The sequence below is a fragment of the Actinokineospora globicatena genome, from assembly GCF_024171945.1.
GTDB classification, from domain to species: Bacteria; Actinomycetota; Actinomycetes; order Mycobacteriales; family Pseudonocardiaceae; genus Actinokineospora; species Actinokineospora globicatena.
The window spans coordinates 706,408-730,406 of the sequence record NZ_JAMTCR010000003.1; the positions used below are offsets into that span (position 1 = coordinate 706,408).

At 71.4% G+C, this 23,999-nt stretch carries 24 protein-coding genes and 2 tRNA genes; 17 read left to right on the forward strand and 9 right to left on the reverse strand.

Annotation, left to right across the window (positions count from 1 at the left end):
- Positions 1 to 96: 96 nt before the first annotated feature.
- The 10 genes from LV79_RS16525 to LV79_RS16570 are packed head-to-tail and all read left to right on the forward strand — an operon-like array spanning position 97 to position 8,973.
- Positions 97 to 1,728, forward strand: coding sequence for an aldehyde dehydrogenase family protein (locus tag LV79_RS16525; RefSeq protein ID WP_253837605.1), 1,632 nt, complete (start codon positions 97 to 99; stop codon positions 1,726 to 1,728).
- The gene (locus LV79_RS16530; protein ID WP_253837606.1) at positions 1,709 to 2,848 is read left to right on the forward strand and encodes an acyl-CoA dehydrogenase family protein; all 1,140 of its coding nucleotides are present in this window, start codon (positions 1,709 to 1,711) and stop codon (positions 2,846 to 2,848) included. Before LV79_RS16525 ends, LV79_RS16530 begins: the two co-directional genes overlap by 20 nt.
- On the forward strand, positions 2,845 to 4,092 hold the full coding sequence (locus LV79_RS16535; protein ID WP_253837608.1) for an aspartate aminotransferase family protein: 1,248 nt from the start codon (positions 2,845 to 2,847) through the stop codon (positions 4,090 to 4,092). Before LV79_RS16530 ends, LV79_RS16535 begins: the two co-directional genes overlap by 4 nt.
- 14 nt (positions 4,093 to 4,106) lie before the next feature.
- Positions 4,107 to 4,598 carry a type II toxin-antitoxin system RatA family toxin gene (locus tag LV79_RS16540; protein WP_253837610.1) on the forward strand — a complete coding sequence of 164 codons (492 nt, stop codon included), beginning with the start codon at positions 4,107 to 4,109 and terminating at the stop codon, positions 4,596 to 4,598.
- Positions 4,599 to 4,607: 9 nt separating this feature from the next.
- Positions 4,608 to 5,096 (forward strand): hypothetical protein, encoded by a 489-nt coding sequence (locus LV79_RS16545; RefSeq protein ID WP_253837612.1) that lies wholly within the window; start codon positions 4,608 to 4,610, stop codon positions 5,094 to 5,096.
- Complete coding sequence (locus tag LV79_RS16550) at positions 5,093 to 5,581, forward strand: flavin reductase family protein (RefSeq protein ID WP_253837614.1); 489 nt, start codon at positions 5,093 to 5,095, stop codon at positions 5,579 to 5,581. The genes LV79_RS16545 and LV79_RS16550 overlap by 4 nt, the downstream gene beginning before the upstream one ends.
- Complete coding sequence (locus LV79_RS16555) at positions 5,578 to 6,522, forward strand: VlmB-like protein (RefSeq protein ID WP_253837616.1); 945 nt, start codon at positions 5,578 to 5,580, stop codon at positions 6,520 to 6,522. The genes LV79_RS16550 and LV79_RS16555 overlap by 4 nt, the downstream gene beginning before the upstream one ends.
- Complete coding sequence (locus LV79_RS16560) at positions 6,519 to 7,523, forward strand: beta-ketoacyl-ACP synthase III (RefSeq protein ID WP_253837618.1); 1,005 nt, start codon at positions 6,519 to 6,521, stop codon at positions 7,521 to 7,523. The genes LV79_RS16555 and LV79_RS16560 overlap by 4 nt, the downstream gene beginning before the upstream one ends.
- A gap of 11 nt (positions 7,524 to 7,534) precedes the next feature.
- Positions 7,535 to 7,774 carry an acyl carrier protein gene (locus LV79_RS16565; RefSeq protein ID WP_253837620.1) on the forward strand — a complete coding sequence of 80 codons (240 nt, stop codon included), beginning with the start codon at positions 7,535 to 7,537 and terminating at the stop codon, positions 7,772 to 7,774.
- Positions 7,774 to 8,973 carry a beta-ketoacyl-[acyl-carrier-protein] synthase family protein gene (locus LV79_RS16570; protein ID WP_253837622.1) on the forward strand — a complete coding sequence of 400 codons (1,200 nt, stop codon included), beginning with the start codon at positions 7,774 to 7,776 and terminating at the stop codon, positions 8,971 to 8,973. Before LV79_RS16565 ends, LV79_RS16570 begins: the two co-directional genes overlap by 1 nt.
- On the opposite strand, the gene LV79_RS16575 is transcribed toward LV79_RS16570, so the two are convergent.
- The 3 genes from LV79_RS16575 to LV79_RS16585 form a co-directional block, all read right to left on the reverse strand.
- Complete coding sequence (locus LV79_RS16575; protein WP_253837624.1) at positions 8,960 to 9,802, reverse strand: aminoglycoside phosphotransferase family protein; 843 nt, start codon at positions 9,800 to 9,802, stop codon at positions 8,960 to 8,962. The two genes, LV79_RS16570 and LV79_RS16575, sit on opposite strands and share 14 nt — an antisense overlap.
- Before the next feature lie 278 nt (positions 9,803 to 10,080).
- Positions 10,081 to 10,737, reverse strand: a complete 657-nt coding sequence (locus tag LV79_RS16580; RefSeq protein WP_253837626.1) for a response regulator — start codon at positions 10,735 to 10,737, stop codon at positions 10,081 to 10,083.
- The gene (locus LV79_RS16585; protein ID WP_253837628.1) at positions 10,734 to 11,873 is read right to left on the reverse strand and encodes a sensor histidine kinase; all 1,140 of its coding nucleotides are present in this window, start codon (positions 11,871 to 11,873) and stop codon (positions 10,734 to 10,736) included. Before LV79_RS16585 ends, LV79_RS16580 begins: the two co-directional genes overlap by 4 nt.
- A gap of 162 nt (positions 11,874 to 12,035) precedes the next feature.
- On the opposite strand from LV79_RS16585, the gene LV79_RS16590 reads away from it, so the two are divergent.
- The 3 genes from LV79_RS16590 (at position 12,036) to LV79_RS16600 (ending at position 13,457) form a co-directional block, all read left to right on the forward strand.
- Entirely contained in the window at positions 12,036 to 12,524 is a 489-nt protein-coding gene (locus LV79_RS16590; RefSeq protein WP_253837630.1) for a DUF6326 family protein, read from the forward strand.
- 65 nt (positions 12,525 to 12,589) lie between these two features.
- Positions 12,590 to 13,045 carry an alpha/beta fold hydrolase gene (locus tag LV79_RS16595; RefSeq protein ID WP_253837632.1) on the forward strand — a complete coding sequence of 152 codons (456 nt, stop codon included), beginning with the start codon at positions 12,590 to 12,592 and terminating at the stop codon, positions 13,043 to 13,045.
- 139 nt (positions 13,046 to 13,184) lie between these two features.
- On the forward strand, positions 13,185 to 13,457 hold the full coding sequence (locus tag LV79_RS16600) for a hypothetical protein (protein WP_253837640.1): 273 nt from the start codon (positions 13,185 to 13,187) through the stop codon (positions 13,455 to 13,457).
- 201 nt (positions 13,458 to 13,658) lie between these two features.
- Here LV79_RS16600 and LV79_RS16605 read toward each other — a convergent pair whose 3' ends face one another.
- The 5 genes from LV79_RS16605 to LV79_RS16625 form a co-directional block, all read right to left on the reverse strand.
- Entirely contained in the window at positions 13,659 to 14,342 is a 684-nt protein-coding gene (locus LV79_RS16605) for an SDR family oxidoreductase (protein ID WP_253837642.1), read from the reverse strand.
- A gap of 46 nt (positions 14,343 to 14,388) precedes the next feature.
- Positions 14,389 to 15,372 carry an ADP-ribosylglycohydrolase family protein gene (locus LV79_RS16610; RefSeq protein WP_253837652.1) on the reverse strand — a complete coding sequence of 328 codons (984 nt, stop codon included), beginning with the start codon at positions 15,370 to 15,372 and terminating at the stop codon, positions 14,389 to 14,391.
- A 58-nt stretch (positions 15,373 to 15,430) separates the two neighbouring features.
- The gene (locus tag LV79_RS16615) at positions 15,431 to 16,471 is read right to left on the reverse strand and encodes an FkbM family methyltransferase (protein ID WP_253837654.1); all 1,041 of its coding nucleotides are present in this window, start codon (positions 16,469 to 16,471) and stop codon (positions 15,431 to 15,433) included.
- A 34-nt stretch (positions 16,472 to 16,505) separates the two neighbouring features.
- Positions 16,506 to 16,590 (reverse strand) — tRNA-His (locus tag LV79_RS16620).
- Positions 16,591 to 16,604: 14 nt separating this feature from the next.
- Positions 16,605 to 16,687 (reverse strand) — tRNA-OTHER (locus LV79_RS16625).
- A gap of 153 nt (positions 16,688 to 16,840) precedes the next feature.
- On the opposite strand from LV79_RS16625, the gene LV79_RS16630 reads away from it, so the two are divergent.
- From LV79_RS16630 to LV79_RS16645, 4 genes are all read left to right on the forward strand, one after another.
- The gene (locus LV79_RS16630) at positions 16,841 to 17,179 is read left to right on the forward strand and encodes a phosphopantetheine-binding protein (RefSeq protein WP_253837656.1); all 339 of its coding nucleotides are present in this window, start codon (positions 16,841 to 16,843) and stop codon (positions 17,177 to 17,179) included.
- Positions 17,180 to 17,226: 47 nt separating this feature from the next.
- Positions 17,227 to 20,070 (forward strand): type 2 lanthipeptide synthetase LanM family protein, encoded by a 2,844-nt coding sequence (locus LV79_RS16635; protein WP_253837658.1) that lies wholly within the window; start codon positions 17,227 to 17,229, stop codon positions 20,068 to 20,070.
- A 19-nt stretch (positions 20,071 to 20,089) separates the two neighbouring features.
- A complete protein-coding gene (locus LV79_RS16640; protein ID WP_253837660.1) occupies positions 20,090 to 20,302 on the forward strand; it encodes a hypothetical protein in 213 nt (70 codons plus the stop codon).
- Between the two features lie 165 nt (positions 20,303 to 20,467).
- Positions 20,468 to 23,374 carry an ATP-binding protein gene (locus tag LV79_RS16645; protein WP_253837662.1) on the forward strand — a complete coding sequence of 969 codons (2,907 nt, stop codon included), beginning with the start codon at positions 20,468 to 20,470 and terminating at the stop codon, positions 23,372 to 23,374.
- On the opposite strand, the gene LV79_RS16650 is transcribed toward LV79_RS16645, so the two are convergent.
- Entirely contained in the window at positions 23,355 to 23,951 is a 597-nt protein-coding gene (locus LV79_RS16650; RefSeq protein ID WP_253837665.1) for an SGNH/GDSL hydrolase family protein, read from the reverse strand. The two genes, LV79_RS16645 and LV79_RS16650, sit on opposite strands and share 20 nt — an antisense overlap.
- Positions 23,952 to 23,999 lie beyond the last annotated feature (48 nt).

Sequence of the window (23,999 nt, forward strand, 5' to 3'; positions counted from 1 at the left end):
CAGGGTCACGTCAGCGACTTATCGGTGAGCGCTGTTATTTTTCGTCCCGATTCACTCGATTCGCCGAGTTTGACCCAAGGGGGAATGGTGCGACCGGTGACGACGTACGACTCGTATGTCGCGGGCACGGCGGTGCCGTCGGACCGCTACGTCCACACGGTGTCGACGTCGGCGGTGCTGGCCGACGTGTTCTCGGCACTGACCCTCAAGCGCCGACTCGACCAGGGCGCGGTGGACCCGACGGAGGCGACCGACGTGGTCGTCGGTCGGGTCGCGGGCGCCGACGAGGCGACCGTCCACGCCGCGACAGCAGCCGCCGCGGCCGCCGCCCCGATCTGGGCCGCGACACCACTGTCGACCCGGTTGGCGCTGGCGGCGGGCATCCGCGCGCGGCTGGAGGACCGGCACGAGGAGTTCGTCGACGTCCTCATCGCCGAGGGCACGCCCCGGGCGCTGGCCGAGTGGCAGGTCGCGGGCCTGTTCGACGCGTTCGGCGAGATCACCGTCAACTTCTGCGCCAGCCAACTGGAACACACCACCCAGCTCGGTCCGCGCACCCTCACCCTGCGCCGCGTCCCGGACGGCGTCGTCGCGGTCAATCCGCCCCAGAACGCCCCGGCCGCCAGTGCACTGTTCGGTGTCACCGCCCTGCTCTCCGGCAACGCCGTCATCGTCCGGGCACCGCGCAGCGCCCCGCTCGGGGTGATGTACGCACTGCGGGAGCTGGTCGTGCCGGTACTCGACGAGCTCGGCGCGCCCCCCGGCACGCTGAACGTGCTGTGCGCGCGGCCGAGTCCGGTGATCAAGCACTGGCTGGCCAGCCCGGACGTCGACACCATCTTCTACACCGGGAGCGTCGAGACCGGGTTCCAGCTCGAACAGGACGCCGCCCGGCACGGCACCAAGGTCATCCTGGAGCTGGCGGGCAACGACTGCGTGGTGGTCTGGCGCGACGCCGACCTGGCCCTGGCGACCGAGGCGCTCGCCGAGTGCTTCTTCGGGTCCGGGCAGATCTGCATGGTGCCCAACCAGGTCCTCGTCCACCCCGACGTGGCCGACGAGCTGTTCGACCGGCTGCGGGTCGCCGCCGCCGAGATCCGCCCCGGCGCGCCGGAGGACGAGGGCGTGCTGCTCTCCCCGGTGCTGCGCGGGGAGCGGTTCTTCACCTTCGTCCGCGACGCTCTAGCCAAGGGCGCGACCGTGGTGCACGGCGCGCGCAGGTTGGAGACCGACGGGACACCGTCCGACACCGGCCTGTTCCTTGAACCCACCGTGCTGCGGATCGACGGGCTCGACCGGGCGGACGAGATCGACGCCGTCCGGCACGAGACGTTCTTCCCGCTGCTGCCGGTGGTGGTGTGCGAGCCGGGCACCGACGCCGAGGTGCTGGCGGCGATGCTGGCGCACGTCACCGCGAACCCCTACGGGCTGCGCAACTCGCTGTGGGCGCGCGACCCCGACGTCATCGAGCGGTTCCTCACCAGCGTCACCCGGTGCGGCCTGCTCAAGGTCAACGACTCGCACATCGGCTTCCTGCCGTTCCTGCCCACCCACGGCGGCCCCGGTCGCACCGGCGGCGCGTTCGGCGAGGCCAACTACCCGATGCTGCGCACCACCCGGCTCCAAGGGGTGAGCGTGGCCGTCGGTGTCCACCCCCGCGCGGCGGTCTTCGACGCGTACACCCGATTCCGCACAGGAAGGCAAACCCATGCGGTTCATGGAGGCTGACCGGCTCACCTGCGAGGAGCTGCTGCCCGGACTGCTCGACGCCCTCGCCGAGATCCCGCTGGCCGAGCTGGAGAGCGAGAAGAACCCCGCGATCGAGCTGTTCCGCGAGCACGGCGGCACCAACCTGGTCGTCCCCGCGGCCTACGGTGGCCTGGACGCCACCGCGTTGCAGGCGGCGAGGGTCGTGCGCGCGCTGGCCGCGGTGGCGCCGTCGATGGCGGTGGCGACCGCGATGCACCACTTCTCCGTCGGCACCCTGTTCGGCGTCGCCGAGACGTTCGGGGCGGGCACCGACCTCGACGACGCGTTGCTGCGCCAGATCGCCCGCAACCGCTGGCTGGTGGCGTCCGGGTTCGCCGAAGGGCGCACCGAGCAGGGCATCCTGTCGCCGACCATGGAGGCGCGGCCCACGGCGGGCGGCTACCTGGTGTCGGGGTCGAAGAAGCCGTGCAGCCTGTCGCGGTCGATGGACCTGTTCACCGGCAGCGTCGGCATGCGCCGGGAGGACGGCTCGGTGGAGATGGGCTTCCTGATGCTGCCCGCCACCACCCCCGGCATCGAGGTCGTTCCGTTCTGGGGCAGCTTCGCGCTGGCCGGGGCGCAGAGCGACGAGGTGCGGCTGACCGACGTCGAGGTCACCGACGCGCAGATCCTGCAACCCCCGGCCGACCTGCTCGCCGAGCTGAGCGAGCTGCAGCAGGTGGGGCTGATCTGGTTCGAGATGACCGTGTGCGCGACGTACACGGGGATCGCCAGCGCGCTGGTGCAGCGGGTGCTCGACGCCAAGCGCGGTGCGGCGGCGGACCGGGCGGCGTTGGCGGTGCGGATCGAGTCGGCGGCGGCGCTGGTCGAGGGCTTGGCGCGGCGGGTGATGGACGGCGAGGTCGACAACGACACCCTGGCCACCTCGCTCGCGACCCGGTTCACCGTGCAGGAGCTGGTGCGCACGACCGTCGGCGAGGCGGTGGAGCTGCTGGGCGGCATGGCTTTCGTGGGGTCCTCGGACGTGGCCTACCTGTCCGCGGCCGCCCAGGCCGTCGCGTTCCACCCGCCGTCACGCACCAGCATGATCGACGGCCTGCTCGGCTACTACGCCGGTGAGCCGCTGGTGGTCCAGTGACCGTCCTCAACGGACCGACCGCGCCGCCGGACCTGGCGGACAAGTACCGGCGCTACCTGAGCAAGGGCCGGGCCGCGCTCGGTGAGATGTTCGGCGGCGACGTGGAGGTCTCCGCCGAGGGCGCGTGGCTGCGGACCGCGTCCGGCCGGTCGCTGCTCAACTGCGGCGGCTACGGCGTGTTCCTGATGGGCGCCCGGCACCCGCGCGTGGTCGCCGAGGTCACCCGCCAGCTCAACACCAACCCCATCGCGTCGCGGCTGTTGCTCGAACCGGAGCAGGCCAAGGCCGCCGAGGCGCTGGTCGGGATCGCCCCGGCCGGGCTGGAGCGGGTGTTCTTCGCCGGATCGGGCGCGGAGGTCGTGGAAGCCGCCATCAAGCTGGCCAGGGCGCAGGGCAAACGGCACCTGATCTCGATGGTCAACGGCTACCACGGCAAGACCACCGGCGCGCTCAGCCTCACCGCCCGCGACCTGTTCCAGGCGCCGTTCCGCCCGCTGCTGCCCGACGTCACGCACGTGCCGTTCGGCGACACCGACGCCCTGGAGATCGCGTTGCGGGCGCGACCGGGCGAGGCGTGCGTCGTGGTGGAGCCGGTGCAGGGCGAGGCCGGGGTGGTCGTGCCGCCCGCGAGTTACCTGCCCGAGGTGCGGCGGTTGTGCGACGAGCACGGCGCGTTGTTCGTGCTCGACGAGATCCAGACCGGGATGGGCAGGCTGGGCCGCTGGTGGGGCGCCGACCTGGTCGGGGTGACCCCGGACGTGCTGCTGGTCGGCAAGGGGCTCTCCGGTGGCGTGGTCCCGGTGTCGGCGCTGGTGGCGACCCCGGCGGCGTTCGCGCCGTTCGACAAGGACCCGTTCATCCACACGTCCACCTTCTCCGGCAACCCGCTGGCGATGGCCGCCGCTCAGGGCGCGATCACGGCGATCACCGAGGACGGCCTGATCGCTCGCGCGGCTGAACTCGGTGAGCTGATCACCTCGCGGCTGACCGAGATCAACGCGTCCGTGTTCGGCGGCCGGGTGTTGCCGGTGCGCGGGCCCGGCCTGCTCATCGGTGTGGAGTTCACCGTGCCGGGTATGGCGGGTGACCTGCTCATCGAACTGCTGTCCGCGGGCGTGATCGCCAACCACTCGCTCAACTCCCCCAGCGTGCTGCGGCTGACCCCACCGGCGGTGCTCACCGACACCGACCTGCTCGTCCTGTTCGACGCCTACGAGACGGCCGCCCGCGCGGCCGCCCGCTGAACCGAAAGGCCGCGATGCGCAGCATCCACCTGCTGGTCCGGGTGCCGACCGACCCCGCGACCGCCTACTCCGGCATCGCCGCGTTCGAGCGCTACGCCGAGTTCGCCGACGACGTCCGCCAGGTCGCCGTCGGCCCGACCGGGACGTCCTGGGAGGTCAACTTCCGGCGCGGGCTGATGCGCTGGCACGAGACCGAGGTGTTCGACGCCGACGCGCTGCGCATCGAGTTCACCCAGACCGACGGCGACTTCGACGACTTCCGCGGCTCCTGGTCGGTCGGCGCGACCGACGACGGGCGGGCCGAGGTCCGCTTCGAGGTGACCTACGACTTCGGCATCGAGAGCCTGTCCGGGCTGATGGACCCCATCGCCGAGCGGGTGATCAAGCGCGCCATCGTCCAGGTGCTCGGCGGGCTCTTCGGTGCCGCCGAGGTGCTCGAAGGCGGTGCGGCGCTCGCCGACCTCGACCCCGTCGCCGCCGGTGCCCAGCCCGACCTGACCCGCTGAGGAGAGACCGTGGACGCGGCCAACCTGTTCGACTCCAAGACCACCTACCGGCTGATCCGGCTGGAGTACCTCGCCGCACTCGGGCTGAGCCTGTACCTGCTGGTGGACAACATCGGCGCCATCAACTGGTGGGTGTTCGCCGGGCTGTTCCTCTACATCGACCTCATCGGCTACATCCCGGGCGCGATCGCGTTCCACCGCAGCCGGACCAAGCAGATCTCCAAGGTGTTCTACGTCCTCTACAACTCGATGCACAGCCTGGTCACCCAGGCCGCCGTCGCTCTGCTGTGGACACTGGAGTTCGGCGCCGAGTGGGCGCTGCTGGCGCTGCCGATCCACCTGTGCGGGGACCGGGCGCTGTTCGGCAACTTCCTCAAGCCGTTCTCGGTGACCTTCGAACCCGTCACGCACCCGGCGTTCGCGCAGCTCGAGGAGCGGGTGCAGACCCCGACCACGCCGACGGCACCCGCGCCGTCCGCGGTCGCGCTGCCCAGTTGACCGGGCTGCTCACCGACGCGGTGTGGACGGTCGCGCGCCGCTTCCCCACCGGGGTGTCGGTGGTGACAGCGGGCTCCGGCCCCACCGCGCGCGGGACGACCGTCAGCGCGTTCTGCTTCCTGTCCCACGAACCAGCACTGGTGTCGGTGTGCTTGCGGCGCGGCAGCAAGGTGTTGGAGCTGTTGCGTGCGGGCTTCACCGTCAACGTGCTGGCCGGGAACCAGGGGTCGCTCGCGCGCCGATTCGCCAGCCGGGAGCGGGGCACCGACCAGTTCGACGGTATCGACTGGACTCCCGGGGCAGCGGGGGTTCCCCGGCTTGCCGACACCGTGTGCTGGCTGGATTGCCTGTCAAGCCAAGTGATCCGAGTCGGTGATCACGACTTGGTCGTCGCCCGTGTGACCGGGATCGGCGCCGATCCCGAGCGCCGTCCGCTGCTGTACTACGCCGGTGCGCTGCACCCTCTCCAGAGCGAGGAGCCATGACGATCCCGACAGAAGCCGACTGGGACACCGCGCCCACGTTGATCGACGGCGCGATGGAGTTGGAACTCACCGCGCGGGACTGCACCCTGCGGTACTGGTTGGCGGCGGTGCCGGAGGGAACGCTGCGCGGCAGGCTCGACGGGCACGCCCCGGACCTGGTCGTGCCGGACTACATGCGCTCCGGGCCGCTGTGGCAGGCGATCACCCAGGAGTACGCGTTCCGGTCGGTGGCCGAGGAGAAGGCGACCAGGGGGCTGGCGTACCTGGTGCCGATCGCGCCCGACACCGACACCATGGAGTTCTACACGACCCAGGTGTTCGACGAATGCCGCCACGCCATGGTTTTCCGCCAGCACCTCATCGCGCTGGGGACACCAGAGGCGGAGATCGCCGAGGCCATCCCCCGGTTCGCCGGGTCCTACCTGGGCAGTGTACTGGCGCCGTTGGAGGACATGGCGCTGCGGATCATGCGCGACGACCGGGACTTCATCGGCGGCGTGGTGATGATGGCCATCATCCTGGAGGGCGCGCTAGCCCCCGCCGCGGAGTTGAGCGAGCGCAAGTGGCGACCGCTGGACCCGGCCGCCGCCGACATCGACAAGGGCGCGGGGATCGACGAGATCCGCCACCTCACCGTCGGCGCCGCGATCGCCCGGCAGTACCTGCTGGACAACCCGCACGAGCGCCCGAGGGTGCTGGACCTGATCCAGCGGGGCATGCGGCTGTGGTCGCAACTGCCGACCCACGAGATGGTGCTGCGGCGCGAGCAACTGTTCCAGGAAGGCATGCTGGAGCAGGCGGCAGTGGTCGGCGACTACGAGATCTGGCCGGGTCGGCGGCTGATCGACACGACGCCCGACGAGCGCTTGGACGCGGCCGAGCGGTGGGCGGACGACATGAAGCACAAGCGGTTGGTCTACATGGGACTGGATGTCGGATGACCGCCGCGGTGGTGACCGGGGTCGGCGGCTGGGTGCCGCCCCGGGTCGTGACCAACGCCGAGGTGGCCGCGCGGCTGGACACGACCGAGGAGTGGATCGCCACCCGCACCGGGGTGCGCACCAGGCACTGGGTCGAGCCGGGGACCTCGACCGTCGACTTGGCGGTGTTGGCGGGCGAGCGGGCGTTGAAGTCCGCCGGGGTCACCGAGGTCGGGGCTGTGGTGTTGGCGACGACCACACCGGACCGGTTGTGCCCGGCGTCGGCGCCTGAGGTCGCCGCTCGGCTGGGGCTTGGCCCCGTCGCGGCGTTCGATGTCGGGGCCGTGTGCGCGGGGTTCGTCTACGCCCTGGCTGTGTCGGCCGGGCTCATCGGGGCCCGGGTGGCCGAGTCGGTGTTGGTGATCGGGGCGGACACGTTCTCCAGCATCCTCGACCCCGCTGATCGCGGCACGGCCATGATCTTCGGCGATGGCGCGGGAGCATTCGTCCTGCGGGCAGGCGATTCCGCTGAACTCGGGGCGCTGGGTCCGTTCGACCTGGGCAGCGACGGAGAGTTGGCAGACCTGATCATGATCCCCGGAGGCGGGTCGCGCGACCCCGCACCGGAGCCGGGCGACCGGTACTTCGCCATGCAGGGCAAGGCGACGTTCCAGCACGCGGTGCGCCGGATGGCCACCTCGTCGCAGGCCGTGCTCGAGGCGCGCGGGTGGCGGGCCGACGACGTGGACTGGCTCGTCGGGCACCAGGCCAACCGCCGCATCCTCGACGCGCTCGCCGACGCCGTCGACCTGCCCCGGCAGCGGCTGGTCAGCAACATCGACCGGGTCGGCAACACCTCCGCCGCGTCCATCCCGCTGGCCATCGCCGACGCCCTGGCCCCTGATCCCACTTCGTCCGGCGGCCCGTTGGCGCCGGGTGACAACGTCCTGCTCACCGCGTTCGGCGGCGGTCTGGCCTGGGGCTCCACCGCCCTGCGCTGGCCCGCCGTCGGCCAAGCCTGAAGGAGACACCCATGACCATCACCCTGGAGAAGGTCCGCGCCGTGCTGGTGGCGAGCTTCGGCGTCGCCGCGGAGGAGGTCGGCCCCGGGGTCACCCTGGCCGAGCTGGACGTGGACTCGTTGGCCCTGGTCGAGTTCGCGCTGATCGCCGAGAAGGAGTTCGGCGTCGCCATCGACGAGGAGGAGATCACCAAGGACTTCACCCTGGAGGACGTCGTCTCGCTCATCGCGGGCAAGAGAGCACACGTCTGATGACCGAGGTGGCGATCACCGGGATGGGGTTGATCACCCCCGCCGGTCTGGACGTGGCGAGCACGTGGGCGGGCGTGCTCGCGGGGCGGTCGGTGGCGGCACCAGACCCGGCGCTGGCCGGGCTGCCGGTGGACGTCGACTGCCGGGTGCCGGGGTTCGATGTGGACACTGAGATCGGCAGGCGGTTGGCGTGGCGGCTCGACCGGTACGAGCAACTCGCCATGGCGGCGGCGCGGGCGGCGGTCGCGGACTCGGGGCTGGACCCGAAGACGTGGGACGGGGCCCGGGTCGGCGTGGTGCTGGGGACGGCGATCGGGGGTATCGGGACGTTCGAGCGCGAGCACCGCAACCTGTTCGACGGTGGGGCGAACGAGGTGTCGTCGCTGCTGATCCCCATGCTCGGGGTGAACATGGCGGCCGGGTACGTCGCCATCGACCACAACGCGCGCGGCCCCAACTTCGCCACCGCCACCGCCTGCGCCTCCGGAGCCACCGCCATCGGTGTCGCGATGTCGTTGCTCCGCTCTGGTGCCTGCGATGTCGTCATCACCGGGGGCGCTGAGGCCAGCTTGACGCCTACGATCGTTTCGTCGTTCGCCAAGATGAAGGCCCTGTCCCGCAGCGGAACCTCTCGTCCGTTTGACGTGTCTCGCGATGGCTTCGTGATCGCGGAGGGCGCTGGAGTCCTTGTGCTGGAACGGTTGGCCGACGCCACCGCCCGTGGCGCCCGGGTCTGGTCCCGCTTGCGCGGCCACGGCGCCACCGCTGACGCTCACCATGCCACCACACCCCATCCCGACGGCATCGGTGCTGCTGCCGCCATCCACACTGCTTTGGCTGACGCGGGAGTCCTTCCGGACGAGGTGGACCACGTCAATGCGCACGCGACGTCTACACCTGTAGGCGACGTCACCGAGGCCACGACCCTCCGCAAGATCTTCGGAACCCGGCCGGTGGTCACCTCCACCAAGGGCGTCACCGGTCACACCCTTGGCGCCTCGGGGGCCATCGAGGCTTGCCTCACCGCGCTTACCCTCCACCACGGCGTCATCCCCCCGACCGCGGGCCTCACAGCACTCGACCCGGCCATCGACATCGACGTCGCCCGTTCCGCTCGCTCGGCGAACCCCGAGGTGGCCGTCAGCAACTCCTTCGGCTTCGGCGGCCAGAACGCGGTCCTGGTCCTCAGCAAGCCGTGAGCCCGATCAGCTCGTCGATCGCCCGTTCCGGACCGCCATGGGTGAGGTACGAGATGACCAACATCGGCGCGACCACCCGACTCCAGGCGTACAACCTGTCCCCATCAAGCCCACACGCGCTCGCCACCCGCTCACAGCGAGCCGCGACGCCGTCGTGCCCGGCACCGTCCACCACGTAGTCGACGGCATCGAAGCACGGATCACCCACGCACGCCTTCGGATCGATCGCGACGAGCCCCCGTGTCCCGCCGTCCAACGCGTTGCCGAGGTGCAGATCGCCGTGCAGCAGCACCGTGCGGGTCTGGGTGTCCAGCAACTCCCCACAACGCCGTGCCGCCCGCTCCCACGCGGCCAGGCCGACCCGCGCCCCGATCTCCGGTTCCGCCAGCCGCTTGCCGATCCGGACGAAAGCCTCATCGAGCCGCCCACGCAGGTCCCACGGCCACCGCGTGGGCGGCTTGACGGCGTGCAGCGCGGCAAGCAGGTCCCCCCACAGCCCCGGCAGCAACGGCGTGTCCACGGCCTCGGCACCGGGGACGACCTCCTCCAGCACCATCGCCCCCACCTCCGCGTCGACCGCCAACACCGCAGGCACCCGCCCCGACGCCCCGAACACCCGCAGCATCTCCGCCTGCCTGCCCAACAACGCCCGATCCGGACTCACCTTGAGCACCGCCCGCCGCCCGTCACCCCACCGGCACCGCAACACAACAGACGACCCCCCACTGGCGAAGACCTCCCCCACCTCAAGCCCCCACCTCGCCCCCAGCCCCGCGAGCCACACGCCCGCGCCCACCCCGAACCGCCTGCTGACCTCTTCCACGTCCACCCACCCAGCTTGCCCGGATCCCACCCGACCGGTCGGATGATCCACACCCGTCGTGCGGCGCAACCGGTGCACGTGAGCGTGCCCACCGACGCCAGCGGTGAGTTCTGGCGGCTACTCGGCAGCACGGTCCCCGCGCCGTCGCCGGTCCTAGTGGTGGTGACTGGGGTGGGTGGCGCTGCGGGTCGCGGTGTCGGCGGTCGATGCCCGCGACACCCGGTGAAGCCGGGTCGTGGCCAGGGCGGTGGGAGGATGACCGCGCCTGCCCGACCAGGTTCGGGTCAGTCCCCCACGCGGCCGGTGTCGTAGGCCCACATCGCGATCTCGACCCTGTTCCGGGCGCCGATCTTGGTCAGCAGGCTGGCGACGTGGGTCTTGGCGGTGGTGAGGCCGATGAACAGGTCGGCGGCGATTTCGGCGTTGGTGCGGCCGCGGGCAACCAGGGACAGCACCTCTTCCTCGCGTTCGGTGAGTGGCTCGATCGGTTGGGGCCGTCGGCTTGACGGTTCTCTGGCGGCGAGGGTGGCCAGTAGCCGTCGGGTGACGTTCGGGGCGATCAGGGCGTCGCCGATGGCTGCGGCGTGGACGGCTTGGACGAGCAGCGCTGGCCCGGCGTCCTTGAGCAGGAAGCCGCGGGCGCCTGCTCGGAGCGCGCCGTGGATGTACTCGTCGAGGTCGAAGGTCGTGATCACCACTACCGCGATCGGGTCCGGGACGGCGCGGCCCGCGAGGAGCTTGGTCACCTCGATGCCGTCGAGCCCGGGCATCTGGATGTCGACCAGGCACACGTCGGGGCGGAGCCGGTGCGCCAGCTCGACGGCGGTGTGGCCGTCGGCGGCCTGGGCGACGACCTCGATGTCGGGCTGCGCGTCGAGGATCATCGACAAGCCGGTGCGCACCAGGTCCTGGTCGTCGGCCACCAGCACGCGCACTGTCATCGGGGTACCTCCGTCGGTAGTTCGGCGTCGACCGCCCACCCGCCCTCGGGCGCGGGCCCGGCACGCAGCGTGCCGCCGAGCAGGTGCGCGCGCTCGGTCATCCCCAGCAGCCCGAAGCCGTGTTTCACCGTCCGTGCCGGGTCGATCCGTCCGTCGTCGGTCACGCGCAGTCGCAGCCTTCCCGCACCCGCTACCACCCGGATCTCCACGCGCGAGGCGTCGCGGGCGTGCCGCAGGGCGTTGGTCAGCGCCTCTTGCGCCAGCCGGTAGACCGCCGCGTCGACCTGGGGCGGGAGTTCGGCCAGGTCATCCGGCAACTCTACGTCGATGACCGGGACCGGGGCGCGTCGGGCGAGGGACACCAGGTCGGCGACGCCGGGCTGCGGGGCGTACCCCGCGGGCGCCCCGTCGCGCAGCACCCGGACCATCGCCCGCATCTCCGCGAGCGTCCGCGACGCCTCCCCCTCGATGGCCGCCAGCGCGTCGAGCGCCGCCTCGGGTCGCTGCCCGGCCATCGCCCGGCCCGCCTGCGCCTGCACGGCGATCGCGGAGACGTGGTGGGCCACGATGTCGTGCAGCTCGCGCGCGAGGCCGACCCGCTCCTCGCTGCGGCTCTGGTCCAGCGCCCGGCGCCAGCTCTCGGCGCGGTAGCGGTACGCCGCTCCGCCCGCCGCGGCCGCCACGACGGCGAACCCGCCGATGACGTCGGCAGGCCCGGTGTAGTCGGCGACCGTACCGATCACCGCGGCGACCGCCACCACCGCCAGCCCGATCACGATCTCGCGCCCCGAGCCCCAGCGGACCAGCGCGTAGACGAGCACGAGGACGTAGACCATCGTGTCGAGCCCCAGCCTCGGGACCACGCCGAGCAGGTTCGCCAGTCCCAACGCCATCGCGGTGCCGAAGGCCACCAGGACGCACGCCAACGGGTGGGTACGCCGCCACAGCAGCACCGGCGCGAGTCCTACCGCGACGATCGTCGCCACCGGCCGCCAGGCGACGTCGTCCCGGAGGACTCCCTCAAGTAGCGCCGCCACCACCGCCACCCCGACCAGCACCCAGTCACGCGACACCCGTTTGGGAGCGGCCGTGGCGCGGGGCTCGGTCCACAGAGAGGTCAGGGCGTTGGTGGTCACCCACCCAGCCTAGGGACCGCCGAGGCGCCGGGTACCGACCGAAAGAACGAGACGCCGCCCCTCCCAAAGGCGGAGATGGGTCCGGCCTCGACAACGATGTGCCCGCCGCCAGGCTCGGAGATCGTTGGCCTACCGATTTTCACCACGACAACGGAGCCCACGATGAGAACACCACAATCCACACTGGATGACCCTCGGATCCCGGTGAAGGCCAAGATCGCCGCGGCGTGGACGAGCATCATGTTCCTGTACGCCTATGTGGACATCATCGCCTTCTTCAAGCCCGGCGTCGTCGACAACATCCTGGCGGGCCGCGTCTGGGAGTTCGAGGTCAGCCAGGCGCTGTTGACCACGTTCCTGGTGCTCATGGCGATCCCAATCCTCATGGTCGTCCTGTCGATGACGCTGCCCGCCCGGGCCAACCGGGTCACGAACCTCGTCGTGGCCTCGGTGCAGATCCCCTACGCGGGGTTCAACGTGGTGGGCGAGCCCTGGACCCTCTTCTACGGCCTCGGCGTCGCGCTGGAAGTGATCCTTCTCGTCATCATCCTGCGCTGGGCCTGGACCTGGCCCCGCACCGCACCGTCGGCGCCCCTGGGCGCGACCAGCCGGTCGGCGAGCGAGGACAGGGTCGTGGCGAGAGAGAGGTAGCGGAGCCTGCTGCCGCGACCCTTGCACTCTTGGACCGCGCCGCGGGTGGTCTGGGAGGGTGGGGAATGCGCACGATTGAGCAGCGGGCGGCGGAGTTCGGGCGGGTCCACGGCACCAAGGAGTTGGCCGGGCTGCGGTACTACACGGGCGGCGCGGGCGAGTCCGTGTTTATGTTGCCCGGAGGGGCGGGGGTCGGGGTCAGCTGGGTGGATCTCGCGCTCGCCCTGCGCGGCGAGTACCGGACGATCACGCTCGACTACCCGCCCACCGCCATGACCTTGGCCTCGCTGGCCGACGACCTGGTCGCGCTCTTGGACGCCGAGGGGGTCGACCGGGCGCACGTGGTGGGGCAGTCGGCGGGCGGCATGCTCGCCGAGGTGCTCACCCAGCGGGCGCCGGATCGGGTCGCGTCCCTGGTGTTCAGCGGGACGCCATGCTGCTCGACCTTGCCCGGCACTCAGACCAGTTCAAGCCGGGGCGGCGCGGCCCCACGCAAGAGCGGGACATCACCCGATCGGTGAGACCACTCCCGATCGGCTGAACCTCGCCTGTCGCTACGACGCGATCCTGTCGTCCACCGGTAGACCGTTCGCGGGAGGTCGTCCGGAGGTCGGAGGGCCAGCTACTCTCAGTGACAACAGATGAACTCAGAGGAGTCTCGTGTCCGCACGCACGACTTTCGCCGCCGCCGCTGTTTTCGCCGCGGGCCTGTCCGCGCTGATCACCACCCCAGCCATGGCGTCCGGCCCCACAGTCGGCGTCGACCTCGACACCAACTTCGGCGGCGGCGTCAACGCGGCCAACAACTGGAACTTCACAGCCGCCGCGGTCTGCCTCCAGGAGGTCGCCGTCGTCCCCGTCCTGGGCGACTACGTCAGCGACCACGTCAACAACTGCTCCAACGGCAACGTGATCGACCACTCCGGCAAGTGATCCCCGCTCCCACAACGAGGTTTCACCAAGACCTACTGGCTCAGCCGGGAGCATAGGTTCTCCGCGGTCCCCAACGGCGCCGACTGGGTGCCGTGGCAGTGGAAGTACTATCCCGACTCCCAGCTGACCTACCCCCTGCTGGCGACCGTCGGCAGCGGCAACACCACCACCGACGTCAGCCAACCGAGGCCTTGGCGCGGGTCAGTGTGCGCGCGGGCGCAGGATGAGTTCGGTGGGATGCGCGTCGTCGGTGGTGGTGATGGCGTTGTGCACTGCTGTCGCGACGGATTCGGGTCGTAGGTACTTGTCCGGCTCGAACTCGCGGCCCTCGGCGGCGCGCATCCCCCGCTGCATGTCGGTGGCGGTCTGGCCCGGGTAAACGGTCGTGACCCGCAGTTCCGGTTCCTCGGCCCGCAAGACGTCCGCGAACGCGCGCACCGCGAACTTGCTCGCCGCGTAGGGTCCTCGCCCCGGGTTCGCGGAGCGCCCGGAGCCCGAGTTGATCACCACGACGTGCCCCCTCGCGGCACGCAGTGCGGGCAGCACCAACCGGGTCAACTCGGCCACCGCGATGACGTTGACCTCGAAGTGCCGCCGCCACACCTCCGCCCCGGCATCCGCGATCGCCCCCAGTTCGACGATCCCAGCCGAGTGCACGAGTACGTCCAACGTCTCGATGTCCCGCGTCGCCGCGGCAACCGCGGCCCCATCAGCGAGATCCACCGCCCACGGCGTGGCCGCAGGCAACTCCTCCGCCAGCTCCCGCAACGCGTCGCCATCCCGGCCGCCAAGCAGCAACTCGTGACTGTGCCCGAGCGCGCGTGCGACAGCAGCGCCAATGCCACGCGACGCACCAGTGATCAACGCAAGAGGTCGCCTGCTCATGGCGTTCACCGTAACCACGGACCAGCCCGCTGGCGTACCGCGAAGATCACACGGGCTGGCTCAAGGCGGCCAGTTGGTCCGCGTACTCGATGCGGTTGACCCAGGTGGTGGGCCAGGCGGCCAGGCCGTGGGTGGCGCCGAGGAAGGCGCCTGCCAGGGCGGCGATCGAGTCGGAGTCGCCGCTGGTTCGGGCGGCTCGGGTGATGGCGGCGACGGGGTTGTCGTGGTGGCGGATGGCGCAGTAGAGGGCCGTGGCCAGGGCTTCCTCGGCGATCCAGCCCTCGCCGGTGGCCAGGCAGGCGTCGGTGTTGTCGTCGGGGTGGGTGAGGGCTTCCTGGAGGCGGTGCAGCGCGGCGGCGCACTCGTCCCAGCCTTGGGTGATGAACGCGGACGGCGTGGGGGCGGTCTGCCAGAGGGAGCCGAGCCAGTCGTGCAGGTAGACCTCGCGGCGGAGGGCGCAGCGGTGCAGGAGGGTGGTGGGGATGTCGGACAACTGCATCCCGTCGATGAGGAGCCTGGTCGCCAGCGCGGTCAGCTCGGACGCGGCGAGCGCGGTGGGGTGGCCGTGGGTCATGGCGGCCTGGAGTTGGGACATAGCAGCCAACTGCTCGTACGGCAGGTCCGGGATGAGGCCAATGGGCGTGACGCGCATGTTGGCGCCGCACCCCTTGGAGCTCACGACGGTGGCCTCGCCCCAGGGAAGCCCGGCTCGCAACCCCGCACACGCTCGCATACAAGTGTTGCCCGGCGCCCGGTTGTTGTCCGGGCTGTAGGCCCACTCCACGAACCGTTCGCGCAGCCGGGGTTCCAACGCCGCCGCGGTGTAGTTCGGGGCGATGTCGCGCAGAGACCACGCCACGGCCAGCGCCATCTGGGTGTCGTCGGTGACCAGGGCAGGATCGCCCTCTAAGTCGCTGGGACCGGTGGGCCCGTACCACTCCTCGATCTTGGCGACCGTGAGGAACTCCGTGGGCCGCGCCAAAGCGTCCCCAAAAGCCAACCCGTACAACGACCCCGCGACACGATCCATGGCCAGCACCCTAGTCGGACCACTGCGAGCCCGTGGGGGCGCGGTGACAAGACATCCACTACAGGGACGACACCACGGTCACGGCGTCCGGGAGCTCGTCGCTGTTTTCCCTCAGCCAGGCCATGATCGCCGCGCCGTTCAGCTCCCCCGCATTCCCCAATGCCGCCACCACCGGCCGGGGATCCGCGGCGTACGAGGGGCGGATGGCCTGGACCGCGAACCGGCCCGCACCTGTCAAGATCTCCGACTCCGACACTGTGACGTCAAACCCGTGCTCCTCCAACAAGGTTCGCACCACACCGACGCGGCCCGCGGTAGGTAAGCCGTCCTCGTCGTGGACCTCCATCACCACCTGTTGGACCAGGTCCCACTGCGTGGAGTCGATGCCCCGCAGGACGTCCAGCTCCGCGCGCTGCACGTCGATCTTCAGCAGGTCGATCACCGGCACCCCGCTCTCCGTGATGAGCGACGAGGTGCGGCGGAGCTGGCAGGTGCGGTAGTCGTACTCGAACTCCTTGGCCAGGATGGCCTCCACCGCCGCCAGGTGGTCCTCGCGGCCCTGGGGGCCGGAGACGCGCTGGTGGTCGATGTAGTTCTTGATCAGGTGCTTCTCGTTGTCGAAGGCCGCGTAGTCCGTGCGGCAGGACATGATGGAGATCTCGGGGTAGTAGTTGAAGCGGATGCGTTCGTCGCGGGCTGACAGGCCGATCTCGTGCAGGTGGGCCGTGACCCCGTACCTGTCGACGTTGGCGCGGAGCTTGGCGAAGACCTCGGGGACCGGTTCGAACGCGTGCACCGTGGCCGAGGGGCAGCGGGCGGCGACGAACAGGGCGAACATGCCGATGTTGGCGCCGACGTCGAAGACCACGGCGTTCGCGCGCAGGACGATGCCGCCCTGCAGGTAGGTCTCGCCGAGGAAGATCTCGTCGTGCAGGAAGCGGGTCTCGGTGGGTGAGACCTCCGCGAGGCCGTGCACGCTGTCCTGGACCGACCACGGCAGCACCCGCGCGGTCAGCCGCCCGTCGGGCGCGCGGTCCACCCGGGCGCGGGCGACGCCCGGGTAGCGCGACAGGGTGGATTCCAGTCGGTCAGTCGTCATCGGACCCCGGTCTTTCCGTTCGCTGCTGCTCCAGCGGAGAGGGCAGGATTCGAACCTGCGTGGGTGTCACCCCGCTCGCGCACAGCGAGCCCCGATAAGCCACTCCGGGACACCTCTCCCAGTACATTCCTCGCGGAGAAGGCAGGATTCGAACCTGCGTGGGCTCGCGCCCGCCGGTCGAGACCGGCCCCGATAATCCGCTCCGGGCACCTCTCCTCGGGCCTTCGAGTTCCGGCCCGCTGAGGACAACCCTGCCCGACCGCGCTGACAAAGCACCCGCATTCCGCTGACACCGAAAGGGGATCACCGGCGCGTCAGCGGGTGATCAGGAATATCTGGGACTGTCGCGGGCAGACGAAAGGGGAACCGATGACCGAGGACCGGGAGCGCGTGTTCACCGGTGTCTTCGCGGCCGTGCTCGGCAAACCGGGGGTCGGCGCGCACGAGGGGTTCTTCGACGCCGGCGGGGACAGTGTGTTGGCGCTGCAGGTCGTCGCCCGCGCGCACGAGGCGGGTCTGGCGATCACCGTGCGAGATGTCTTCGAGCACCAGACCATCGCGCTGCTGGCGGCGCGGGCGGTCCCGGTGGACCTCACCCCCACGGCCGCCGCGTTACCCGAGGTGACCGACGACCAGCTCGCCGAGTTCGCCGACGAGGACGAGGGGGACGTCCCCGTGCCCACCGGCTGGGAGCGAGAAATTAGGTAGGTTCTACCTATATCGGCTCCCCTTGACCGTGTCAGGGTGCACGGGTGATGAGACAGGCGGCCGAACCGGGCACCCGCCAGTCGGCGCAGGAGTACACGCCGAACTGGTGGCTCCCGGCCGCGCCTGGCGAGTCGGAGCGACCACCGTGGGTGTCCGCCATCGAGGTCGTGACCCGCGCCGCGGCACCCCGCGCGACGGTCGATCCCGACTGGCGCGCCGCGATCGCCGGGGCGTTGCACCCCCTGGTCAACGCCGCCACCCCGTCGCTGACCAACCAGTACGTCGACGCTGGTGCGGTGGGTTCCGCGTACGCCGACTGGCTCGGTCGACGCCTCGTCACGCTGTCCAGCCGCGCGGTGGTCGACACAATGCACGCCAAGCGGCTCATCGGCACTGACGGCCGTGAGCGGTTCGTCCAGTTCGTCCGGGAGCTGTCTACGCCGACCGGACTAGCCGAATTGTTCACCGCCTACCCCGTCCTCGCCCGGCTGCTCGCCCAGACCTGCGCGGCGGCACGGGAGGCGACCACCGAGCTGCTCGTCAGGTTCGCCCGCGACCGCGACGACATCGTCGAGCACCTGCTCGGCGGCGCCGATCCCGGCCAGTTGGTCCGGCTGCGCCCCGGCCTCGGCGACCCGCACCGCGGCGGCCGGACGGTCGCCGAACTCGTCTTCGCCGATGGCCGCGCCGTGATCTACCGGCCGCGCGAGGTCGGCACGCACGTCACGTTCAAGCGGTTCGTCGACCAGCTCAACGCGCACCTGCCCGACCTCGGCCTACGCGCCCTGAACACGGTCGTGCGCGCCGACTACGGCTGGGTCGAGCACGTCAGCCCAGCCCCGCTGCCGGACCCCGACGCCGCCACGGTGTTCTACCGCCGACAAGGCGCGCTGCTGGCCCTGCTGCACCTGTTGCACGCCACCGACCTGCACTACGGCAACGTCGTGGCCTGCGGCGACCAGCCGGTCATGGTCGACGTCGAGACGCTGCTGCACCCCGTCATCGGCCAGCAGGACACCGGCTGCCCGGCGGCCGCGACGCTGACCGACTCGGTGCACCGCACCGCGCTGCTGCCCGTCCCGACCGTCGGCGACCAGGGCACGATCGACATCTCCGGCATCGGCGCCGCCCGGGGCGGGTTCTGGCCGGGCACCGGACTCGACTGGGCCGACCCGGGCACCGACGCCATGCGCCCCGTCCGCCGCCCCCTCGTCTTCGCCGGTGGCGACAACCGGCCGACCCACGCGGGCCGCCAGCTCGACCCGCTGCCGCACGAACCGGCCATCGTCGCCGGGTTCCGGCTGGCCTACGACGCCGTCCTGCGCCACCGCGCCGACTACGTGCGGCTGATCACCGCGTGCGCCGACCTGCCGATCCGCGTCGTGGCCCGCCCGACCCGGTCCTACGCGGCGCTGCTGGCCGAGACCACGGACCCGGCGCTGCTGCGCGACGCGGCGAGCTGGGAGCAGGCGTTCGCCGCCCCCGGGCTCCTGCCGTCCGAGCGCGCCGACCTGCTCGCGGGTGACATCCCGCTGTTCACCTGCCGCGCGGGCGACCGGGAGATCACCGCGACCGACGGCTCGGTGATCACGGGGGCCATCACCAGGACCGGCCTGGACTGCGCGCTGGACAAGGTCGCCGCGATGAGCGAGACCGACCGGCGCGACCAGGCGTGGGTCATCGCCGCGACCATGGCGACCACGCACCCCGGGACCGACCACCACTGCCCCGCGCCGTCGATCGGTCCGCTGGTCGGCACGGCCGCGGACCCGGAACGGCTGCTCGCGGCCGCGTGCGGGCTCGGCGACCAGCTCATCGCCGCCAGCCACGCCCGCCAGGGCCGGGTCAACTGGCTCGGGCTCGACCTGGTCGACGAGCGGCAGTGGCTGGTGCTGCCGATGGGCGCCGCGCTGGGCAGCGGCTACCTCGGGGTCGCGCTGTTCCTGGCGCAGCTGGCCGAGACCAGCGGCATCGCCCGGTACCGGGAGGTCGCGGCGGAGGCGATCACCGCGGTGCCCGGGCTCCTCGACACCCTGGCTGGGGCGCCGCACCTCGTCGCGGCGATCGGTGGCGGCGCACAGCAGGGGCTGGGTGGCATCGCCTACGCCCTGGCGCGGCTGGCGCGGCTGCTCGACGACGACGAGGTACGCGGCTGGGCGGCGCACGCGGTCGGGTTGACCGCGCACGCCACCACGCCGGGTGACCCGCACGGCTGGGACGCCGGCACCGCGGGTTGCCTGGCCGCCATGCTCGCCGTGCACACCGAACTGGGACTGCCGGAGGCGGCGCGGGTTGGGGCAGCCCGCGCCGCGACGCTCCAGCGGTACCTGGCGGTGGTCGACGAACCCCAACGCGTGGGGTTCGCCGACGGCGCGGCGGGCATGGCGCTGGCCCTGTCCAGGTACGCGGCGTGGGAGCCCGACCAGGCGGCCTCAGCTGCGGCGATGGCGGCGGCGAGGCAGGTCGTGGCGACCGCGGCGGCACCCACCGACGACGTCGGGTGGTGCCAGGGGGCCGCGGGGATGGCCGTGGGGGCAGCGGCGGCCGGGATCGGGTGTGATGTGCTGTCGCTGCTCGGCGGGACCGAGCGGGCGGTACCGGCCGACCTGAGCCTGTGCCACGGCGAGTCGGGGATCACCGAAGCGCTGCTGGTGCTCGCCTCGGCCGACCGGTGCCCGCGCTCGACCCTGCGGGGGCGCGCCGCGCTGCTGCTCGACGCGCTCGAACGGCACGGCCCGGTGTGCGGCACACCGGGCGGGGTCAGCACACCCGGCCTGCTGCGTGGGGTCGCCGGTGTGGGCTACGGGCTGCTGCGGTTGGCTTTCGCCGACCGGGTGCCCTCGGTGGTGACGCTGGAACCAGGGGTTCCGGTGGTTGGCAATGGCACGTGACGAAGGGGAGTGGACGGATATGGGTGACGGCGATTTCCTCGACCAGGTCCGCGGCGGGTCGTGGCGGGCACTGCCCGCGGTGACCTTCGGTGTCCGGGCGGCCGCGCTGGCCGGTCTGGTGATCACCGCGGGAGCGGCGTCGGCGGTGGCGTTCGGGGCGTTCGACGACCCCGCCGCCGTGGCGGCCAACTGGCCGGGTAGCACTACCTGCTGCCCGGAGCTCCCCAACTAGAGAAACGGGTGCCGATCACTCGCGTGGCGCGACCGGCGGAACTCTCGGTGGTCGCTACCGATCCGCCGGTGACCGCGCCACGCGATTATCGGGGGCCGTGATGAGCATTCGCACTGCCGTTTGGTGGATAGACCGGAAATCGGCTCGCCGCTACTGTCACGGCTCGTGGTGAATCGGTCGTCGCTGGTCGTGGGTCGCGACGATGAGCTCAGGACGATCGAGAACGCGGTGGCCGCCGCCCGCGACGGGCGTGGTGGCGCGGTGTTCCTGGTCGGCGAGAGCGGCATCGGCAAGACCCGGCTCGCCGCCGCCGCCGCGGACATCGGCTACAGCGCCGGGATGCGGTTGCTGCGCGGCCGCGGCAGCGTGCTCGGACCCACCGTGCCCTACCGGTCGCTGACCGAGGCGCTGCTGTCGTTGGTGCGCACCGGCGGCCCGATCGACCTCGACGCGCTCGGCCCGTACCGGCCCATCCTGGCCGCGCTCGTGCCGGACCTCGGTCCGGCTCCGGCCGACCAAGAACCGGGCTCGCTGGTGATCCTGGCCGAGGCGGTGCTGCGGCTGACCGCGCTGGCCGGTGAGGGCCGCGGCGCCCTGCTGATCCTCGACGACCTGCAGGACGCCGACCTGGAGACGCTGGCGGTCGTGGACTACCTGACCGACAACCTCGCCGGGCAGGGCACGCTGCTCGTCGGCACGATCCGCGCCGACCAAGGGCAGGCGCTCAGCTTCGCCAGGGCCGCTGGGGTGCGCGGCGCATGCGCGCTGCTGGAACTCGGGCGGCTGGACCGGACCGACGTCCGGCGGTTGGCCGCGGCGCGGTTGTCGGTCGAACCGACCCAGGTGCCCGACGCGGTGGCCGACCTGCTGTGGGCGGGCAGCGGCGGGAACCCGTTCCGCGTGGAGGAAATGCTCGACGGCATGGTCGACAGCGGGCTCTTGGCGCGCACCGAGGCGGGCTGGCGGGTCACCGACTCGAACCGGCCCACTCCCCCGGCGACCCTGCTGCGCACCGTCGGCGCCCGGCTCGAGTCCGTGGAACCGACCGCCCGCGAGGTCCTGTTCACCTGCGCGGTGCTGGGCAAGCGGTTCCCGCTCACGGTGCTGCAAGAGGCGACGGGACTGACGTACCGCGACCTGCTCAGCCACCTGCACGGCGACAACGCGGCGCACCTGGTCGCCCCGGACGAGCAAACCCCGGACTGGTACGCCTTCCAGCACGCGCTGATCGTCGACGCGCTGTTGACGCTCGTGCCCGCCGCGGAACGCGCCGCGCTCAGCGGGAAGGTCGCCGACGCGGTCGAGTCGGTGTACCCGGGGCTGCCCGGCGAGTGGTGCCAAGTCACCGCCGCGCTGCGGTTGGACTCCGGTCAGGCGGTCGCGGCAGGCCGATTGTGGGCCATGGCAGGCAAACGCGCGCTCGGGCAGGGCGCCGCGCAGTCCGCGGTGGCGTTGTTGGCGCGTGCGTGCGACTTGTTGGCGCCGGACACCGGTGAGCGGGCGGCGGCGTTGGAGTCGCAGCTGCACGCGTTGGCCGAGGCAGGCGAGGTCGACCGCGCGTTGGCGATGGTGTACCTGCTCGACGAGGTCACCGGGCTCCCGCCGGACCGCCGCGCCCGACTGCACACGCGGTTGGCGTGGGTGGCGGTGCACGCCGGCCGCCCGGAAGTGGGGTTGCAGTCCGTGGCGGCCGCGCGGGCGTTGCTGGGGTCGGGCGCGCCGGACGCGGACACGGCTGCCATCGATGTGGTCGCCGCGCACCTGGAGATCGACGTGCCCGGGCCCAACCAACTCGACAAGGCGGAGGAGATGGCGCGCCGGGCGGCGGTCGTGGCGGAGTCCGCCGGGTTGCCCGCCGTCGCGTGTCAGGCGTGGCAGTTGGTCGGGGCGTTGACCCGGCAGCGGGACCCGGCCGAGGCGACGGCGTTGCTGGAGCGCAGCCGGGTGATCGCGGTGGAGCACAACCTGCCGATCTGGGAGGTGCACGCGCTTGTTCGCCTCGGCCACGACGACGCGCTGCGCGACGGCGGCATCGAGCGGCTGGAGGTGGCCCGCGACTCGGCGTCCCGCATCGGCGCGGTGACCGCCCGGTACCAGGCCGAGGTCAACATCGCGCTGCAACTGATCCTGCGCGGTGACTTCGACGAGGCGGACCGGCTGACGGCGCAGGTGTTGACGGCGACCACGCGGCTCAAGCTGGTCGAGACGACGCAGTACATGTTGTTGCACCGCACGGTTCTCTCCGCGCACCGGGGCCGACGCGCGGACATGGACGAGGCGCTGGCACAGGTGCGGCACTGGGGCGGCGACCAGGCCCACCACGCGCCGCGCATCCACGGCCTGGCGGGTGCTTTTTGCGCGTTGATGGAGGAAAACCACGACCTGGCCCGGTCGGAGTGTGCGGCCGCGATCCACGCTGAGAACCGGAACCCGACCACGTTCCACCTCTCGGGCCGCTATGGCCTGGACCTGTTGCTACGCGCGGTTTCCGGCGATCTGACCGCCGAGGAGTTCGCCACCAAGACGTCGGCTCCGGCTAGTCGGTTACGGTGGGACCGGGTGTTTTCTGACTTCGCGGCGGCTGTGCTGGCTTCGCGCGCGGGTCGTCCGGAGGACGCTAGCGCCGCCGCGGCCCGGGCGATCGCTACTGGTGCTCCGTATGCGATGGCACGGCATCTCGGGTTGCGTCTGGTCGCCCCGATCGCGTTGACCGGGAACTGGGGTCAGCCCATCGACTGGCTGCGGGCGGCGGAGGAACACTTCCACCGCACCGGTGTTCCAGCGGTCGCGGGCGCCTGCCGAACGTTGCTGCGCAAGGGCGGCGCGACGGTGAGCCAGCGCCGGGAGGGCACGGACGAGATCCCGGCCGCACTGCGGTCCGCTGGGGTGACCGTGCGGGAGTACGAGGTCCTCCGATTACTCGTGGACCGCCTGTGCAACCGCGAAATCGCCGACGCACTTCACCTTTCCCCGCGCACCGTGGAGAAGCACGTCTCGAGCCTCATCGCGAAGACCGGGGAGCCGAACCGCATCGCCCTGAGCAAGTACGCGTCTACAACCGTTCCGTCCTGAGTGGAGCACTGACGCTCGGCGCTAACGCTTCGGCGATGAGGGCGTACCCGGCGGGCGAGGGGTGGAAGCGGTCGGCGGAGAAGAGGCTGGGGTCCGCGCGGAACCGGTCGAACAGCGCCGGATCGATGTCGGCGACAATCCCACCTGCGGCCCGGACGGCATCGGCTTGGGCCTGGGCGTAGAGCGCGCTGGCTTGCCGGACGAAGTCGCGATAGGCGGGCGGCACCCCGGAGACGATGCTCAGATCCGGGGCGGTGGCGACCACCACCCGCGCTCCCTTGTGGACCAGACTCGCCACGATTTGTCCGAGCAACCTGGCCCCCACCTGCGGCGGGGTGAAGGAGGTCAGGTCATTGGCGCCGACGACAATCAGGGCGAGATCTACCGGCCCCGCAGGCACCTGAGCAGCGAGGTCAGCCGAACGCGCCCGGGACACCGCACGGACGTTGAGCGCGACCTGGCGCCCCGTGCCCCGCACCACCGCAGCCAGGCGGTGCCCCAACGTCTGACTGGGATGACTGCACCCAACCCCAGCGGCCAGCGAGTCCCCAAGAACGGCAAAGTGGAATGTGCTCATCACCGACTACAACGCCGAAACCCCCGCCCCTGCTCCCACCCGTGTCCC